The organism is Oceanococcus atlanticus (assembly GCF_002088235.1).
In the GTDB taxonomy this organism is placed as follows: Bacteria; Pseudomonadota; Gammaproteobacteria; order Nevskiales; family Oceanococcaceae; genus Oceanococcus; species Oceanococcus atlanticus.
On sequence record NZ_AQQV01000003.1, the window covers coordinates 574,332 to 590,690 of the forward strand.

Here is a 16,359-nt window from a genome sequence, read left to right on the forward strand (position 1 = left end):
CGAACAGCCTTAGCCGTAGACCGGGAAGCGCGCGCACAACTCCGCCACCTGGCCGCGCACCTGATCAACCGTCGTCTGGGCATCGCCAGCCTGCAACGCATCGAGGATGTCGCAGATCCAGCCGGCGATCTGGGCCATTTCGGCCTCTTTGAAACCGCGCGTGGTGCCGGCTGGCGAGCCGATACGCAGCCCGCTGGTCACAAACGGCGAGCGCGGATCATTCGGCACCGCATTCTTGTTCAGCGTGATATGAGCCTGACCAAGGGTCTCTTCGGCATCTTTGCCCGTAACCTCACGACCGATCATATCAACCAGGAACAGATGATCATCGGTACCGCCAGACACCACCTTGTAGCCGCGCTCGATCATGACCTCAGCCATGGCCTTGGCGTTCTTCAGGACCTGCTGCTGGTACTCGGCAAACTCCGGCTTCAGCGCCTCACCAAAGGCCACGGCCTTGGCTGCGATGACATGCATCAGCGGACCGCCCTGCTGGCCCGGGAACACCGCCGAGTTCAGCTTCTTGTGCAGATCTTCGTTGTCTTCGGCGGACAGAATCAGGCCACCGCGTGGGCCGCGCAAAGTCTTGTGCGTGGTTGTGGTCACCACATGCGCGTGCGGCAGCGGGCTGGGATAGGCGCCGGTGGCGACCAAGCCCGCCACGTGAGCCATGTCAACCATGAACCAGGCGCCGATTTCGTCGGCCAGACGACGCATGCGCGCCCAGTCCACATGCCGTGAGTAGGCGGAGAAACCACCCAGAATCATCTTCGGCTTCTCACGCCGTGCAGCCTCTTCCAGCGCGTCGTAATCAATCTCGCCGGTTTCGGCATTCAGCTCATAGGCAATCGGCTGATACAGCTTGCCGGAGAAGTTGACCGGTGAGCCATGGGTCAGGTGACCGCCATGGGCCAGCGAGAAACCAAGAAACTTGTCACCCGGCTGCAGCAGCGCCAGAAACACCGCGGCGTTGGCCTGGGCTCCCGAGTGCGGCTGCACGTTGGCGAACTTGGCGCCAAACAGCTGTTTGGCCCGCTCGCGCGCCAGATCTTCACTCTGGTCAACAAACTCGCAACCACCGTAATAGCGACGGCCCGGCAAGCCTTCCGCGTACTTATTGGTCAGCACCGTGCCTTGAGCCTGCATCACGGCCGGCGAGGCATAGTTTTCTGACGCGATCAGCTCAATATGCTGTTCCTGGCGCTTGGCCTCGGCATCGATGGTGGCAAACAGTTCCGGATCGGCTTCGGACAGCGTCGGGAAATTCACGTACACGGGCGGTCAATCTCTCTATCAGGTGATTTGCAGCATGCGTTCCAGGGCCAGGCGCGCCGGTTCAGCGACCTCGGCTGGAACACGAATCTGGTTGACGACCTCACCGGCAACGAGATTCTCCAGCGTCCAGGCCAGATGTTGCGGATCGGTGCGGAACATCGTCGAGCACATGCACACCACCGGTGACATGAACTGAACGTTGACCCCTTTGGGCTTCATTTCGTGGTGCAGACGGTTGACCAGATTGAGCTCGGTGCCAACCAGCCACGTGGTGCCGGGCTCGGAGGCACGCACGGTCTTGAGTATCGCTTCGGTGGAACCGACCACATCGGATTTCTGGCACACCTCGAAGCTGTTCTCCGGGTGCGAAATCACCTTGCCGTTGGGCTCACGCTCGCGGAAGCGGTCGATATGTTCCGGTTTGAACATCTGGTGGACCGAGCAGAACCCCTTCCACAAAATGATCTTGGCCGCCTTGATCTGTTCGGCGGTGAGGCCGCCCTGCGGTTTGTCGAAATCCCACACGACCATCTGCTCGAGCGGAATCCCCATGCCGTAGCCGGTGTTGCGCCCCAGATGTTGGTCCGGGAAGAACAGCACTTTCTCACGCTGATTGAAGGCCCACTCGAGGATGCCGCGGGCATTGGTCGAAGTGCACACCACGCCACCGTGACGTCCGCAGAAGGACTTCAGATCGGCCGCCGAGTTGATGTAGGTCACCGGGGTGACCGTTTCATCCGGATCCAGCACCTCGGACAGCTCACGCCAGGCGCGCTCAACATTGGCCAGATTGGCCATGTCCGCCATCGAACAGCCCGCTGCCATGTCCGGCAGAATCACGCTCTGCTCCGGGCGGGTCAGGATGTCAGCAACCTCGGCCATGAAGTGCACGCCACAAAATACGATGAAGTCGGCATCAGATTCCGCCGCTTCGCGTGACAGCTTGAGCGAATCACCGGAGTAGTCGGCGTGCTTGAACACCTCGTCGCGCTGATAGTGGTGGCCCAATATGGCCAAACGCTCGCCCAGCGCCGCTTTGGCCGCAACAATGCGCCCTTCGCAGCTGGCATCGTCGAGCGCGTCGAAATCCTGAATGGCAAGTGATGCAGTCATGGCGTCACCTCATACGTCCATGCCGATAATTCGGCTGTCTATTTTCGCCCAAATCAGCGCGCGGCGCAGCAACAGGCTGGCGCGCCCTACTCGGCGGGCGTCTCCTCGGGGCTGGGATTGACCAGCAGTTCAATCGTGCCGGCCACATCGCGCGCCTGTAGCTCTTCATCGAAGTACCGCGCGGTCAGCGTGACGCTCTGGTCCATCTCCTCGGTCATGATGCTGACCACACCACGGCCACCGGATTGATTGCCCACATAGGCCACTTCCGGATCGGATGAGGTCCACACCACCAAGGTGGTGATGTCCTGGGTGGTCTGCGCTTCGCCAATGCCAATATCAGCAACAGCGCGCAGCTCAACCAGTTGCCCGAACACCGGTTCGCCCTCGGCGATTTCGACATTCAGCGCGTAAACCTCGGCCACTTCGATCTCTTCACCATCTTCAGCCTGCTCTTCGCTTCCCACGATCAGCGTGGTCAACGGCGCCTCCTCAGGGCCGTCGCCACCGACGCGCAACGCCGAAACCTCAACCACACCGGTCAAGGCGGTGGAACTGAGCGCAACACCACGCGAACCATTGGTGTTCAGCACCGAGGCCAGCGACGGTTCATCAGAAGCCCAGACCACATCGCGAGTCAGATCCCAAGTCACGTCACCATCCGGACCACTGAACTCGCCGGTCACGCTGAAGGCCAGACTCGAACCCTGCAGCATCAAAGTATCGCGCGGCTGAATATCCAGCGAAGCCGGATCCAGCGTCACGTCAAGCACGTTCAGGGTGATCGGTGCGGTAACCGTTTCGTCGCCTTCCACCTCGCTGTCCGGGTCGAAGGTCGCGGTGACTTGCGCGCTGCTGCCACCCGCTTCAACCAGCGAGGTGATCACACCGGCGCCACGCAGGCTGGCGAACCCAACATCCTCATCATCCAGGCTGAACAGCACGCGGCTGGTCATATCCTGGGTGAACCCGCCACTGAAATGGCCAATGGCACGCAGCGCGACGCTGGCATCCGGCGGCACACTGACTTCACTCAGAGGACTGTCGCGGTCATCAGCACGCACCAGCTCAATGCTGTCCAGCGTCTGGTTCAACACACTGACGTCGACACCCACGGTGGTGTCGCAGAAATCGATACGGAACTCGACTCGATCCACGCCTTCTGCATCATCACGTGCGCTGAGCAGACCATTGGCGCTGTCGATGGTGCTGGCGGAAGCATCTTCCTCGGCACCCACTACGCTCCACTGCCCTAGACCGGAAAAATCCGCGGCCAGCAGCGCACTCTCACTGTGCAGCACGCCCGTGGCGCTCATGAATACGCTCTGGCCTTGAATCAGGGTCTGATTCTTGGGCGTGACGCTCAGATCGGTCTCGCTCACCGTCACTTCAATAGAATCTTCGAAATCGAGATAGTTGACGGTGAGCGTGGCGGTGCCGGGCGCGATCGGCAGAATGACACCGTTGACGAAAAACTGATCGTCCGGCGCCGGGTAATCCCCGTTGCTGACAGCCAGCACATCCGGATTGCTCGACGACCAGGTTGCCCGACCGGCAAAGTTCGACGCGGTTCCGTTGTCAAAGGTCAACACCGCACTGGGCGTGTTGATCTGGCAACGAAAGACCTCGCCACTTTCGGAATCCCCATTGACAAACAGCTCCAGGCTTACAGGCCCATTGCCATCGCCAATGCTGCCGCAGGCGGAGAACAGCACCGCCGACGCGAGGCCGGCGGGCAGAGTCAGGTGCTTAGCTATTGCTTTCATCAGTTTTCGCTTTGGCCCGCAGACGAATGCCCAGCTCACGCAGTTGCGCGTCGCTGGCCAGCCCCGGGGCGTCGGTGAGCGGGCAGCTTGCGGACTGGGTCTTGGGGAATGCGATGACGTCACGGATCGACTCCGCAGCGCACATCAGCATGACCAGACGATCCAGGCCGAAAGCGATGCCACCATGCGGCGGGCACCCATATTTCAGCGCGTTCAGCAGGAAGCCGAATTTCTCCTGCGCTTCCTCATTGCTGATACCCAGCACATCAAACACGGCTTGCTGCATCTCTGCCGTGTGAATACGTACCGAGCCACCACCAATTTCATTGCCGTTCAGCACCATGTCGTAGGCTTGGGACATGGCGCCACCGGGATCGTTCCGCAAGGCCTGCGCCTGCGGATCGGACGGCGCGGTGAACGGGTGATGCAGGGCCTGCCAGCGCTTGGCGTCGGCGTCCCATTCGAACATCGGCCACTCTTCAACCCACAACGGCGCCCAGCCTTCGGCGGTCAGCCCCATGTCCTTGCCCACTTCCAGGCGCAGTGCGCCCAGTGCGCCATTCACGACGCTGGCTTTGTCAGCGCCGAAGAACAGCAGATCGCCATCCTGCGCACCGGTGCGTTCGAGAATCCCGGTGACGGTGGCCTCGGGCAGGAACTTCAGAATCGGCGACTGCAATCCTTCCAGACCCTGAGCGATCGAATTGACCTTGATGTAGGCCAGACCCTTGGCCCCATAGCGACCGACATACTTGGTGTAGTCGTCGATCTCCTTGCGCGTCAGACGCCCGCCCTGGGGCACGCGCATCACCGCCACGCGGCCATCCGGATCGGCAGCCGGACCGGCAAAGACCTTGAACTCCACGCCCTGCATCAGATCGGCAACTTCGACCAGTTCCAGCGGGTTGCGCAGGTCCGGCTTGTCGGAACCGAAACGCTGCATGGCTTCGGCATAGGACATGCGCGGGAACGGATCCGGCAGCTGCACATCCATCACATCCGCAAACAGCTGGCGGATCATTTTTTCCATGCGCTGCTTGATCTCTTCCTCGTCGAGGAACGAGGTCTCAATGTCGAGCTGGGTGAATTCCGGCTGACGATCGGCGCGCAGGTCTTCATCACGGAAGCAGCGGGCAACCTGGTAGTACAGGTCGCAGCCGCCCATCATCAGCAACTGCTTGAACAGTTGTGGCGACTGCGGCAGCGCAAAGAATTCGCCCGGGTGGGTACGGCTCGGCACCAGATAGTCGCGCGCACCTTCCGGCGTGGCGCGGGTCAGTACCGGCGTTTCAATCTCCAGAAAACCGCGGTCTTCCAGATGGCGGCGCAAGTAGCCGATCACTTTGGCACGCAGACGCATGCGCTGCTGCATGACCGGGCGGCGCAGGTCCAGGAAGCGATAGCGCAAACGGGTTTCTTCGCCGGCTTCGTCTTCGTCGAGCTGGAACGGCACCGGCTCCGAGCGACTGAGGATATCCATCGACAGCGCGTAGACCTCAACCTCACCGGTGCTCAGATCAGTGTTCTCGGTACCCGCAGGACGGCGCCGCACGCGCGCGCGGACCTTGATACAGAACTCCGAACGCAAACGTTCCGCATCGGCGAAGAGCGCCGGCTCATCCGGGTCGAAAACCACCTGCAGCAGGCCACTGTGGTCACGCAGGTCGGCGAATATCACGCCACCATGATCGCGCCGCCGGTGGACCCAGCCTGAAACGGTGATTTCCTGATCAATCTGCTCCGCGGTAACCGCGCCGCAGTAATGTGTTCTGTACATGTAGGAATGCTGCGCCAAAAAAGCGCGCTAGCTTACGATTTCGCCGCCCGCGCCTCAAGCGCAGCCTTCTCTGGCGTGACTACGCCGAGTGTCATGATGAGCTGCAGCGCATCTTCGATCGACATATCCAGCTCCTGCACATCGGCACGCGGCAGAAACACCACGAAGCCGGAGGTGGGATTGGGCGTGGTCGGCACGTACACCGTAACCACATCACCGGCCTTGTCGCTGACCGAACGCGCCGGATCGGCGGTCTGGAAGGCCAGCGTCCAGCAATCACGTCGCGGATATTGCACCAACAACACCTTGCGGAAGGTCTGGCTGTCGCCCGACATCACCGCGCCGGTGAGTTTTTTGACACCGCCATAGACCGAGCGCACCAGCGGAATGCGCTCGAGCGCGGCCTCGGTCACCTCCACCACACGGCGACCGATGATATTGGCCACCGTTGCGCCGGTTCCCAGCACGATGATCAGACTGAGCACGATGCCCAGCCCGGGCACATCAACGCCAAGCAGATTTTCCGGCCGCCACGGCGGCGGCAGCAATACCAGGGATTTGTCGAGCAGTTCGACAACCAGTCTGAGCACCAGCAGCGTGGCCACCAGCGGCAACCACACCAGCAGTCCGGCGATGAGCCAGCGGCGCATCAGACTGGTGATTTTCACGCCGCGTCGCTGGCCTTGGACGAGGCACTGCTGCTGGCACTGTCCGACGAACTGGCCGCCGGCTTGCCGGCATCCCCGGCCAGATTGCGCTTGCCGTCCTTCTTGAAGTCGGTTTCATACCAGCCACCGCCCTTGAGGCGAAATGCGGCTGCAGAAACCTTCTTGACCAGATTTTCGCTGTCGCAGGCCGGACAATGGGTCAACGGCGCATCACTGATTTTCTGCAGGGCTTCAAGCTCATGTTCGCACGCGGTGCAACGGTATTCGTAGATCGGCATCAGGTTGTCCTGGAGTCAAACTGGCGACGAAATGGGGCCAGCGAAGTCGTTTTCAATACTGACATGCAAGTCCTGGAATCTGCTTTTGAAATGTCCGATGACAAGCGATACAAAGCAAACCCCAAGGCTCAAAGTGGCTTAAACCGGCAACTTGCCCGCGATACGCTGAGCCAGTTTGGGGAAAATGTAGGAATTCAGACCGGCCGCCAGCGCAAAACGTGGAGCAATACGCGACGGGCGCTTTTTCACCGCTTTTACGATCCAAGCGCCGGCCTGCTCCGCGCTCATACCCGGCATTTTGTCGTAAGCCTTGGTCGGCGCGATCATCGGCGTGCGCACGATCGGGTAATGCACCGTGGTCACAGCAATGCCCTTGGAAGGCAGCTCCGAGGCCAAGCTTTGGGAGAAGCCGTCCAGCGCCATTTTGCTGCCCACGTAGGCGGAAAACCGCGGCGCCGGCAGCAAGGTGCCCCAGGTCAACACATTGATCACATGACCGTGCTGCTGAGCCAGCATCGCCGGCAACAGCTTCAGGGTCAGCCGCACCGCCGAGAAATAGTTGATCTGCATGCAGCGTTCGAAATCGTGGAAACGGTCCAGTGACTCCGTGATCGGCCGACGGATGGAGCGCCCTGCGTTGTTGACCAGCACATCAACCGCGCCGAAATCGGCGAGCACCTGGTCGGCAAAAGCATCAAGCGCCTCAAAATCCGATAGATCTACGCTGTAGCTGGCCGCCTTGCCGCCGGCCGCATGAATGTCGTCAACCAGGGCTTGCAGTTCATCTTCACGACGCGCGGCCAGGATCAGCTCCGCGCCCTGCTCAGCCAGTTGGAGAGCCGCCGCACGCCCTATCCCGCTCGATGCACCGGTGATGAGGATGCGCTTGCCTGCAACACTGCTCATATTGTTCTCCGCTCAACCGTTGATGGCGCACAAACTGGCGTACTTGGCACGCGTGATCGTGCTGGTTCCCCCATCAACCGTGACACTGAGATCACCATTGCTTTGAAATTCGATGATCGCAACCTGACTGTCAGCGTTGTTCAGGCGAATACGACCCGACACCGGCTCCCCACTTTCATTCAAAGCGATCTGCGTCAGCGTGTTGTAGGTAACCGTGCCGCCCAGACCGCAATCAATGGTTGTGCCACTGGCTGCCAATCCGACCTTGCCGTTGACGAAAATCACCGGATCGGTGCCTGTCGAGTAGTCGACATCCATCTCGAAACGATCAGCCACATAGGCCAACTGCAGATCTTCGCCACGTGCCACACGGGCCTCCAGCGTCTGGGAAATGGTCTCAAAACCTTCGACATCGCTGAATTCCCACGCACCACCGATGCGGAACACTTCTCCCCCTTCGACCACGCGCACTTCGCCGCCATTGTCGCCAAAGCTGACCCGTTCATTGCTGCAGGATTCGTCCTCGAAACTGCCTGACAGACACTGCAGGGTCAGAATGCCATCGAGCACGGCACCATCCAGTCGGCAGCCGTAAAACTCGATGCGCACGGTCTCTTCGGCCGTGGTGTCGTCGTAAACAAAACGCCCGCTGTCAGCATCGCAATTGTCCTCAACCCTGAGCTTGCTGCTCATGGTGTAAACCTTGCGTGCGATTAAGGGGTTGAATTCGCCAAGTTCGCCGACCGCTCCATTGATGACGGACATGACATTGATATAACTCGCCGCAACGGCAACGTCCGTTGCGCTATCCAGTGGTGCAGGCGCACGCGCATCGTTAAGTGACGGACCGGACTCGCCATCAGAACTGCCACACCCCACCATCAATCCGCTCGCCAAAATCACGATGCCCGTCTTCACACCGATCCGCATGTCACTGTCCCGTCGAAAAAATTGTGCGCCGATGATACCGCGAGGGCGGCGCAACTGTTATGAGTTTGTCCCCGAAACCGCCGCAGGCGCTCGCTCACTGGGCGACGCACAGCGGTCCTGAATTAGAGTATGTCCATGCTCAGCACGTCCGCAGACTATGACGCCGCCCTGCTCGATTGGTTGCAGCAGCGCATCGATGCGCAAGCCGGCTGCCTGGTACTTGGCATCTGTGGCTCGCAAGGCTCAGGCAAATCCACCCTGGCCACAAACCTTGTTCAAAGCTTGCAAACGCGTGGCTTACGTTGCGCAAGTCTGTCGCTTGACGATCTCTACCTGACTCACGCCGAGCGCCAGGAATTGGCACGATCGGTGCATCCTCTGCTGGCAACGCGCGGCGTTCCAGGCACCCATGATGTCGCCATGGGTTGTTCGGTCATCGATGCTGCACGCCAACTCAGCCCCGGAGAGACCGTGCTGTTTCCACGCTTTAACAAAGCTCAGGATGATCGTCACCCCGAATGCGATTGGGATGACGTAAAAGGGCCACTTGATCTGCTGATCTTTGAAGGCTGGTGTGTCGGCGTAGGCGCGCAGGACGCCGCCGCCCTGGTGAGCGCGGTGAATCCGCTGGAGTGCCACGAAGATGCCGATGGCGCCTGGCGGCAGTGGGTTAATCAGCAACTCAAGCAAAACTACCCAGCCCTGTTTGGGCGGCTCGACGCTCTGCTCTACCTGCGCATTCCTGGCTGGTCAGCGGTGCTCGACTGGCGCCGTCAGCAGGAGGCCGAAACCGCCGCGAACAACCGCGCGCAGAACCATCGTCTGATGGATGAAAGGCAGCTGCAGCGCTTCATTCAGCATTATCAGCGCCTCACCCAGCATGCCTTGAACACGTTGCCGCAGCAGGCTGATGTGGTGCGCAGCATTGATGCGGCGCATCAGGTGATCGCTCAGGACATCCGCTCTTGAGCGCCCTGATTTTCAGCGACCTGGATGGCACGCTACTCGACCACGACAACTACGACACGCGCCCCGCCCTGGCCACGCTTGAGCAGGTCCAACAGGCCGGACATGCGGTGATACTGAACACCAGTAAAACCGCACGCGAAACGGCGCGCTGGCACCGAACATTGCACCTCAATGGTGCATATGTGGTGGAAAACGGCGCCGCCATCCATGCTCCCGACGGATCATTGCAAGCCTGCCAGGGCGTTGCGCGAGAGATTTTGCTCGACACTCTGCAGCACATCCGCCAGCAAACCGGTCTGCGCTTTTGTGGCTTTTCCGACGCCACAACCGCGCAAATCGTGGACTGGACCGGCCTGAGCCCTGACAACGCAGAGCGGGCACGCCAGCGTCGCTGGTCCGAACCGCTGAAGTGGCTGGATGACGAGGCAGCACTGCAGGTTTTTCGTCAGGCCCTGGGTGAGCACGGCCTGCAACTGCTGCGCGGCGGACGCTTCTTTCACGTGCAGGGCCGCCATGACAAAGCCAGCGCCCTGCGTCAGCTGATGGCCTGCGAGCAGGCCCCGGTGAGCGTTGCGCTGGGCGATGGCGAGAATGACGTGGCCATGATCGAGGCCGCCGACATAGGCGTGCAGGTGCGATCGCCAGCCTACGATTTCCCCACGTTGACGACACCACCGCGTCGTCTGCTACAAACCAAGAACTACGGACCGGCCGGCTGGGCCGAAGCCATGACAATCATTTTGCAACAAGGTTGGTTGAGACATGAGTGATTTTTACCAGGGCGGTGTCATCACCACGATGCACAATCTGGTGGACCGCCCGGTGCACCAGTTGGAAGACGAGCTGTGCCGTTTCAACAAGACGCGGCCGCTGACCCTGGTGCTGCCATGCCTGTATTCCGAGCTGGAAGGACCGGCCATGGGGCCGATTCTTGAAACCCTGCGCGAACTGCCGTATCTGCATCAGATCATCATCGGCCTGGATCGCGCCGACGAGGCCCAGTACCGTGCCGCGCGCGACTTTTTCTCGGCCCTGCCGCAGCAGCATCGGGTGATCTGGAACGACGGTCCACGCATGCAGGCGATCAACCAGCGCCTTAGTGCGGAAAATCTCGCACCCAAGGAACTCGGCAAGGGATGCAACGTGTGGTACTCGATGGGCTATCTGCTCTCCACCGGCACCGGCGGTGCGGTCGGTCTGCATGATTGCGACATCGTCACCTATGACCGCGCCCTGCCGGCCCGGCTGCTCTATCCGGTCGCGCACCCGGCCTTCAACTACCAGTTCTGCAAGGGGTATTACTCGCGCATTGCCAATGGTGCCCTCAACGGCCGGGTCTGCCGACTGCTCGTGACTCCGCTGCTGCGCACCCTGAAAACCGTGTTCGGCCCGCTGGATTATCTGGAGTACATGGACAGCTTCCGCTATGCCCTGGCGGGGGAATTTTCCATGCGCCTGGATGTGGTCACTGATCTGCGCATACCCAGCGACTGGGGCCTGGAAATCGGGGTGCTGTCGGAGATGTACCGCAACTATTCGACCAACCGTATCTGCCAGGCCGACATCGCCGATGTCTACGACCACAAGCACCAGCAGCTGTCACCGCAGGACGCTACCCAAGGCCTGTCGAAGATGTCCATCGACATCATCAAAGCGCTGTATCGCAAGCTCGCCACCACCGGTGTGGTCTTTACCAACGAGCACTTCCGCTCGATCAAGGCGACTTACTTCCGCATCGCCCTGGATTTCATCGAAACCTACGCCAACGACGCCACCATGAATGGTCTGAAAGTCGACATCCACGCCGAAGAAAAAGCGGTCGAGATGTTCGCCCAGAACATCGTGCGGGCGGGCAAGCATTTTCTTGATCACCCGATGGAAACGCCATTTATTCCGAGCTGGAACCGTGTGGCCAGCGCCATCGACGGCATCCTTCCTGACATCCGCCAAGCGGTGGATGAAGATCACACCCAGTACGCCTGATGGACACCCACAATCGCGAACTGCTGGCCCGGGTCACCACTCACCTCAAGGTGATTTACCCGCAGGTTGATCTCAACCCGCTGGCCCTGGAACTGCTGGATGTGATGGGCCTGACCACATCGCCGCCGCTGCCGGCCCAGTTCAACAACCCGTGGGACGAATCCGATGTCTGGCTGATCACCTACGGTGATTCGATACAGGATCCGCATCAAAAAGGGCTGGTCACCCTGCGCAAGTTTCTCAGCCGCCACCTCGACAAGGAATTGACCGGGGTTCATGTGCTGCCGTTTTTCCCCTACACCTCGGATGACGGATTTGCGGTCAGCGACTATCTGTCGGTGCGCAAGGAGCTGGGCGGCTGGGACGACATTCAGCGCCTCGCCGGCGACCGCCGCGTGATGTCGGACGTGGTCATCAACCATTGCTCCAGCGAGCATCCCTGGTTCAAGAATTTCCTCAAGAACCAGCCACCAGGACGCGACTACTTCGTGGTCATGGACGAAGGCGCCGACCTGCGTCAGGTTGTGCGCCCACGCACCAGCCCGCTGCTGCGCCCCAGCGAGACCGAGGACCGCGGCATCCTCAATGTGTGGTGCACCTTCAGTCACGATCAGGTTGATCTCAACTTCGCCAACCCGGCCGTGCTGATCGAGTTCGCGCGCATTCTGCGTTTCTATCTGGATTGCGGCATCCGGGTGTTCCGCCTCGATGCCGTGGCCTTTCTGTGGAAGGAGGAAGGCAGCCCATCCCTCAACCTGCCGCAAACCCACGAAATCGTGCGCCTGCTGCGCACCCTGATCGAGCATGTCGACACCAACGCCATCCTGATCACGGAAACCAATATCCCCAATCGCGAAAACCTGTCCTACTTCGGCAATTCCAACGAAGCGCACATGGTTTACAACTTCTCGCTGCCACCGCTGCTGTTGCACAGCTTGTGGAGCGGCGATTGCCACTACCTCAAGAACTGGCTGATGAGCATGCCCCCGGCCCAGTTCGGCACCACCTATTTCAATTTTCTCGCCTCGCATGACGGCATCGGCCTGCGCCCGGCCGAAGGGCTGCTTGATGACGCCGAGATCGATGCCCTGGTGCGCACCGCCGAAGCGTTCGGTGGCCAAGTCTCCTGGCGCGCACTGGAACACGGCGCACGCAAACCCTATGAGCTCAACATCGCCCTGTTCGATGCGCTGCAGGGCACCCATAAAGGCAAGGATGGCTACAACATCGAACGCTTCATCTGCGCCCACGCCATCATGCTCGCGCTGGAAGGCATCCCGGCCCTCTACATTCACAGTCTGATCGGCACCCACAACGATCTGCCGCGGGTCACCGCCACCGGTCATGCGCGTGCCATCAATCGCCATCAGTGGGATGCCGGGCAGCTGGAGCAAGCTCTGGCCGATCCGGCCAGCGAGCACCATCAGGTGTTCGAACGCCTCAAGGCGCTGATCCGTCTGCGCAAAGCGCAGCCGGCCTTTCACCCCAACGCCCTGCAGTTCACCCTGCATCTGAGTGACGCCATCTTCGGCTTCCGTCGCCACAGTCTGGATCGCACCCAGAACATCTTCGCGCTCAACAACATCACCGATCAGCCGCAGACCATCCCGCTGACCGAGCTCAACCTGATGCTGCAGCACGACTGGTTCGACCTGATCTCGGGTCAAACCTACGATTCGCTGACCGAAAGCCTGAGCCTGGCGCCCTATCAGAGCGTGTGGATCAGCAACCGACGCGGCAACATCGACCGCTGAAGCCGTGGCACACTGAGGTCCCTTAAGGAGATCTGTGTCATGGACAAGGACGAACGCATCAAAGCGCTCAACCCGATGCAGTATCGGGTGACTCAGCAGTCGGGTACCGAGCCCCCCTTCAGCAACGAATTCTGGGACCACAATGAGCCCGGCATTTACGTTGACATTGTCAGTGGCGAGCCATTGTTTTCCTCGCTCGACAAATTCGATGCTGGCTGCGGCTGGCCGAGTTTCATGCAACCACTGCGAGATACCCAGATCAAGGAACTCAGCGACCACAGCCACGGCATGATCCGCACGGAGGTACGCTCGACTGAGGCCGACTCGCATCTGGGTCATGTGTTTCCCGATGGCCCCGGCCCCAACGGCCTGCGCTACTGCATCAATTCCGCCGCCCTGCGCTTCATTCCGCGCGACCAACTTGAACAGCAGGGCTACGCCGAGTTCGCAGCGCTGTTCGACTGAAACCGGCCAATGACTCCGGTGTATTCCGCCCCCGCCCTGCCCACCGTGGCCTGGCTGCGCGATGTGCTCAAGGACAAAGGTATACGCTGCGTCATCCGCAATGAGTTTCTCTCCGCCGGCGCCGGCGAACTGCCACCCAATGAAACCTGGCCCACCCTGTGCGTGCTGGATAGACATCAGCTGCCGTTCGCCCAGGCGATCATTGCCGAATTTGAAAGCGAATCGTCCTACGCTAACGCACCCGACTGGTTGTGCAGCCATTGCGGAGCGAGCAATGAGGCAATCTTCAGCGCCTGCTGGCAATGCGCCACGCCAGATACGCGGCTCGCTTGAGCCTGGGTACAAGGCGCGCCGGTTTAAGCCCCGTGCGAATTTCAGGATTGTCGTGCAGATGACAGATTCAAAACCACGACCTCGATAGTCTGCGTAGATCGATATCCCAACCGAGCAAAATCCATGCGCAGCCGCTCCGAACTGATGGACGCCTATCTTCTTAGCCATCGTCACCCCACCAACTCGACCATCCACTCCATCTGTGTGCCGCCGATTGTGTTCTCAACTCTGGCGCTGGCCTGGCTGGTCCCAATCGGTCACTGGATTGGGCTTGAGGGGCCACTGGCCGACGTGGTTAATCTGGCAACGTTGGCCAGTCTGCCCATCGGGATTTACTACTTGATGCTCTCGGTCGGCAGTTTTATAACCATGAGCGTGTGGTTTGCGCTGTGCGCTGCCGGCATCCTGGCGTTTCAGGCGGCAGCCTGGCCTTTACTGCCGATCGCCGCCGTGATGTGGGTGGTCAGCTGGGCGCTGCAGATTTACGGCCACAAACTTGAAGGGGCCAAGCCGTCCGCTGCTGATGACGCGGTGTTTTTCCTGATCGGACCATTGTTCGTTACCGACAAATGGATGAGGCGACTATGACTGACCTGACAAACAAGACGATCTGGATCACCGGCGCTTCTGGCGGCATCGGCGAGGGCCTGGCCCTGCGCGCCAGCGCACGTGGCTCTCGGCTGGTCTTGAGCGCACGACGTGAAGCGGAACTGGAGCGTGTGCGTCAACGCTGTCATCGCCCACAGGATGTCGCAATTCTGCCCTGCGACCTGGAGTCACTGGATGATCCGGATGCCTTGAACAGGCAGGCCGAGTCATTTTTCGGCCCGATCGATCTGCTGGTCAACAACGCTGGCCTGTCGCAGCGCACCTTGACCCTGGACACCAGCGTGGACATTACGCGGCGCATTATGGAGGTCGACTTTTTCGCCCCAGTCGCCCTGAGTCGCGCCGTGATGCCCGGCATGCTGGAACGCGGCCACGGGCATATCGTCGTAGTCAGCAGCGTGTTCGGTCACATTGCCATGGCGCGCCGCTCGGCCTACGCGGCGGCCAAGCACGCCTTACACGGCTATTTCGACTGTGCCCGCGTCGAGCTGGGCCACAAAGGCATCCAGTTCACCCTGGCCTGCCCCGGCTTTGTCAGCACTCAGGTCTCGGTCAATGCGTTGATGGCCGACGGCCAGGCCTTTGGCGAGGTGGATCCTGACATTGGCAAAGGCATGCCGCCCGAAGTCTGCGCCGAACGCATCTGGCGTGCTGTGGAAAAAAATCGCCAGGAGGTCCTGGTTGCAGGCAAAGAAGCAATCGCCGTGTATTTCAAGCGTTTCCTGCCTCTGCCCTTGTATACCGCCTTCGCCCGCCGTTTGAAGGTCCATTGACCACTCCGCGACCACCAGAGCCACGCATCGGCCAAGCATGAAGTGGACACAGGAACGCCAGCTTCTGCTCGGCAGTGAATGGTTCAAGCCGCTGCCTGACGCGGTTGTTGATCAACTCGCCGCGATGACGCGACGGCGCAAACTGCAGGATGGCGAACACCTGTTCAGCCGCGGCGATGCTCCTGATGGCTTGTACTGTGTCGTCAAGGGCAGCATTCGCAGCTTCAGTACGTCGGCCAGCGGCCGGCAGCATCTGTTGTACCAGTTTGAAGCCGGCGCCTGGTTTGGCGAGATTTCCATGTTTGACGGCATGGGCCGCACCCATGATGGTGCGGCTGTGGGCGAAACCGAAGTTCTAATCCTGCCACGCGACCGATTTCTGGCGCTGCTTTCGGACACACCGGCGCTCTACCCGCATTTTCTCAGCATGTTGTGCCGCAAGCTGCGACTGGCCTTCGCCTACATCGAAGACGTGCAGTTTGAACCCCTTTCGGTGCGTTTGGCCCGGCGTCTACTGGATCTGGTGTCACTCTATGGTTGCGACAGCCCGGATGGACAACTGATCAACATCACACTGCCGCAAGATGATCTGGCGCAGATGCTGGGCGCATCGCGCCAGGCCATCAGCAAATTACTCAAACACTGGGAGTCGTTCGGCTGGCTGCGCCTGGAGTACCGCAAGCTTGTGGTGTGTGATCTGAACGCTTTCCAGACGATTGCCGATGGCGAGCCGGAGCCCCGTCAGCAAGAAACCTGACGC

Annotated in this window: 17 protein-coding genes; 9 read left to right on the forward strand and 8 right to left on the reverse strand. The window is 60.4% G+C overall.

Features of this window, described 5'->3' with window-relative positions; all coding sequences use genetic code 11:
• Positions 1 to 9 precede the first annotated feature (9 nt).
• From glyA to ATO7_RS13690, 8 genes are all read right to left on the reverse strand, one after another.
• On the reverse strand, positions 10 to 1,275 hold the full coding sequence (glyA, locus tag ATO7_RS13655) for a serine hydroxymethyltransferase (protein WP_169712865.1): 1,266 nt from the start codon (positions 1,273 to 1,275) through the stop codon (positions 10 to 12).
• An 18-nt stretch (positions 1,276 to 1,293) separates the two neighbouring features.
• Positions 1,294 to 2,388 (reverse strand): quinolinate synthase NadA, encoded by a 1,095-nt coding sequence (gene nadA / locus ATO7_RS13660; protein WP_083562583.1) that lies wholly within the window; start codon positions 2,386 to 2,388, stop codon positions 1,294 to 1,296.
• Between the two features lie 86 nt (positions 2,389 to 2,474).
• Positions 2,475 to 4,154, reverse strand: a complete 1,680-nt coding sequence (locus ATO7_RS13665; protein WP_083562585.1) for a hypothetical protein — start codon at positions 4,152 to 4,154, stop codon at positions 2,475 to 2,477.
• Positions 4,138 to 5,931 carry an aspartate--tRNA ligase gene (gene aspS, locus ATO7_RS13670; RefSeq protein WP_083562587.1) on the reverse strand — a complete coding sequence of 598 codons (1,794 nt, stop codon included), beginning with the start codon at positions 5,929 to 5,931 and terminating at the stop codon, positions 4,138 to 4,140. The genes ATO7_RS13665 and aspS overlap by 17 nt, the downstream gene beginning before the upstream one ends.
• Positions 5,932 to 5,963: 32 nt before the next feature.
• Positions 5,964 to 6,581 carry a DUF502 domain-containing protein gene (locus ATO7_RS13675; RefSeq protein WP_083562918.1) on the reverse strand — a complete coding sequence of 206 codons (618 nt, stop codon included), beginning with the start codon at positions 6,579 to 6,581 and terminating at the stop codon, positions 5,964 to 5,966.
• A 14-nt stretch (positions 6,582 to 6,595) separates the two neighbouring features.
• On the reverse strand, positions 6,596 to 6,877 hold the full coding sequence (locus ATO7_RS13680; RefSeq protein ID WP_083562589.1) for an FmdB family zinc ribbon protein: 282 nt from the start codon (positions 6,875 to 6,877) through the stop codon (positions 6,596 to 6,598).
• Positions 6,878 to 7,015: 138 nt separating this feature from the next.
• Positions 7,016 to 7,783 carry an SDR family NAD(P)-dependent oxidoreductase gene (locus ATO7_RS13685; protein ID WP_083562591.1) on the reverse strand — a complete coding sequence of 256 codons (768 nt, stop codon included), beginning with the start codon at positions 7,781 to 7,783 and terminating at the stop codon, positions 7,016 to 7,018.
• Between the two features lie 12 nt (positions 7,784 to 7,795).
• Entirely contained in the window at positions 7,796 to 8,713 is a 918-nt protein-coding gene (locus ATO7_RS13690; RefSeq protein ID WP_146680357.1) for a hypothetical protein, read from the reverse strand.
• Positions 8,714 to 8,848: 135 nt separating this feature from the next.
• On the opposite strand from ATO7_RS13690, the gene ATO7_RS13695 reads away from it, so the two are divergent.
• From ATO7_RS13695 to ATO7_RS13735, 9 genes are all read left to right on the forward strand, one after another.
• The gene (locus ATO7_RS13695) at positions 8,849 to 9,682 is read left to right on the forward strand and encodes a hypothetical protein (protein ID WP_083562920.1); all 834 of its coding nucleotides are present in this window, start codon (positions 8,849 to 8,851) and stop codon (positions 9,680 to 9,682) included.
• Positions 9,679 to 10,452 carry an HAD-IIB family hydrolase gene (locus tag ATO7_RS13700; protein WP_083562595.1) on the forward strand — a complete coding sequence of 258 codons (774 nt, stop codon included), beginning with the start codon at positions 9,679 to 9,681 and terminating at the stop codon, positions 10,450 to 10,452. Before ATO7_RS13695 ends, ATO7_RS13700 begins: the two co-directional genes overlap by 4 nt.
• Positions 10,445 to 11,665: a glycosyltransferase family protein gene (locus ATO7_RS13705; RefSeq protein WP_083562598.1), complete on the forward strand. Its 1,221-nt coding sequence runs from the start codon at positions 10,445 to 10,447 to the stop codon at positions 11,663 to 11,665. Before ATO7_RS13700 ends, ATO7_RS13705 begins: the two co-directional genes overlap by 8 nt.
• Entirely contained in the window at positions 11,665 to 13,419 is a 1,755-nt protein-coding gene (locus ATO7_RS13710; RefSeq protein ID WP_083562599.1) for a sugar phosphorylase, read from the forward strand. The genes ATO7_RS13705 and ATO7_RS13710 overlap by 1 nt, the downstream gene beginning before the upstream one ends.
• A gap of 39 nt (positions 13,420 to 13,458) precedes the next feature.
• On the forward strand, positions 13,459 to 13,884 hold the full coding sequence (gene msrB, locus ATO7_RS13715; RefSeq protein ID WP_083562602.1) for a peptide-methionine (R)-S-oxide reductase MsrB: 426 nt from the start codon (positions 13,459 to 13,461) through the stop codon (positions 13,882 to 13,884).
• 9 nt (positions 13,885 to 13,893) lie between these two features.
• Positions 13,894 to 14,217: a putative signal transducing protein gene (locus ATO7_RS13720; RefSeq protein WP_083562604.1), complete on the forward strand. Its 324-nt coding sequence runs from the start codon at positions 13,894 to 13,896 to the stop codon at positions 14,215 to 14,217.
• 123 nt (positions 14,218 to 14,340) lie between these two features.
• Positions 14,341 to 14,805 carry an Mpo1 family 2-hydroxy fatty acid dioxygenase gene (locus ATO7_RS13725; protein ID WP_083562606.1) on the forward strand — a complete coding sequence of 155 codons (465 nt, stop codon included), beginning with the start codon at positions 14,341 to 14,343 and terminating at the stop codon, positions 14,803 to 14,805.
• Positions 14,802 to 15,599, forward strand: coding sequence for an SDR family oxidoreductase (locus ATO7_RS13730; protein WP_083562608.1), 798 nt, complete (start codon positions 14,802 to 14,804; stop codon positions 15,597 to 15,599). Before ATO7_RS13725 ends, ATO7_RS13730 begins: the two co-directional genes overlap by 4 nt.
• A 37-nt stretch (positions 15,600 to 15,636) precedes the next feature.
• Complete coding sequence (locus tag ATO7_RS13735; RefSeq protein ID WP_083562610.1) at positions 15,637 to 16,356, forward strand: Crp/Fnr family transcriptional regulator; 720 nt, start codon at positions 15,637 to 15,639, stop codon at positions 16,354 to 16,356.
• Positions 16,357 to 16,359: the final 3 nt, after the last annotated feature.

Bases quoted from the DNA above. Each gene is read 5' to 3' on its own strand.
- msrB (WP_083562602.1), top strand. From the start codon at position 13,459: ATGGACAAGGACGAACGCATCAAAGCGCTCAACCCGATGCAGTATCGG.
- ATO7_RS13665 (WP_083562585.1), bottom strand. From the start codon at position 4,154: ATGAAAGCAATAGCTAAGCACCTGACTCTGCCCGCCGGCCTCGCGTCG.
- ATO7_RS13685 (WP_083562591.1), bottom strand. From the start codon at position 7,783: ATGAGCAGTGTTGCAGGCAAGCGCATCCTCATCACCGGTGCATCGAGC.
- ATO7_RS13735 (WP_083562610.1), top strand. From the start codon at position 15,637: ATGAAGTGGACACAGGAACGCCAGCTTCTGCTCGGCAGTGAATGGTTC.
- ATO7_RS13710 (WP_083562599.1), top strand. From the start codon at position 11,665: ATGGACACCCACAATCGCGAACTGCTGGCCCGGGTCACCACTCACCTC.
- ATO7_RS13725 (WP_083562606.1), top strand. From the start codon at position 14,341: ATGCGCAGCCGCTCCGAACTGATGGACGCCTATCTTCTTAGCCATCGT.
- ATO7_RS13680 (WP_083562589.1), bottom strand. From the start codon at position 6,877: ATGCCGATCTACGAATACCGTTGCACCGCGTGCGAACATGAGCTTGAA.
- ATO7_RS13690 (WP_146680357.1), bottom strand. From the start codon at position 8,713: ATGCGGATCGGTGTGAAGACGGGCATCGTGATTTTGGCGAGCGGATTG.
- ATO7_RS13705 (WP_083562598.1), top strand. From the start codon at position 10,445: ATGAGTGATTTTTACCAGGGCGGTGTCATCACCACGATGCACAATCTG.
- ATO7_RS13675 (WP_083562918.1), bottom strand. From the start codon at position 6,581: ATGCGCCGCTGGCTCATCGCCGGACTGCTGGTGTGGTTGCCGCTGGTG.
- ATO7_RS13695 (WP_083562920.1), top strand. From the start codon at position 8,849: ATGCTCAGCACGTCCGCAGACTATGACGCCGCCCTGCTCGATTGGTTG.
- ATO7_RS13730 (WP_083562608.1), top strand. From the start codon at position 14,802: ATGACTGACCTGACAAACAAGACGATCTGGATCACCGGCGCTTCTGGC.
- aspS (WP_083562587.1), bottom strand. From the start codon at position 5,931: ATGTACAGAACACATTACTGCGGCGCGGTTACCGCGGAGCAGATTGAT.
- nadA (WP_083562583.1), bottom strand. From the start codon at position 2,388: ATGACTGCATCACTTGCCATTCAGGATTTCGACGCGCTCGACGATGCC.
- ATO7_RS13720 (WP_083562604.1), top strand. From the start codon at position 13,894: ATGACTCCGGTGTATTCCGCCCCCGCCCTGCCCACCGTGGCCTGGCTG.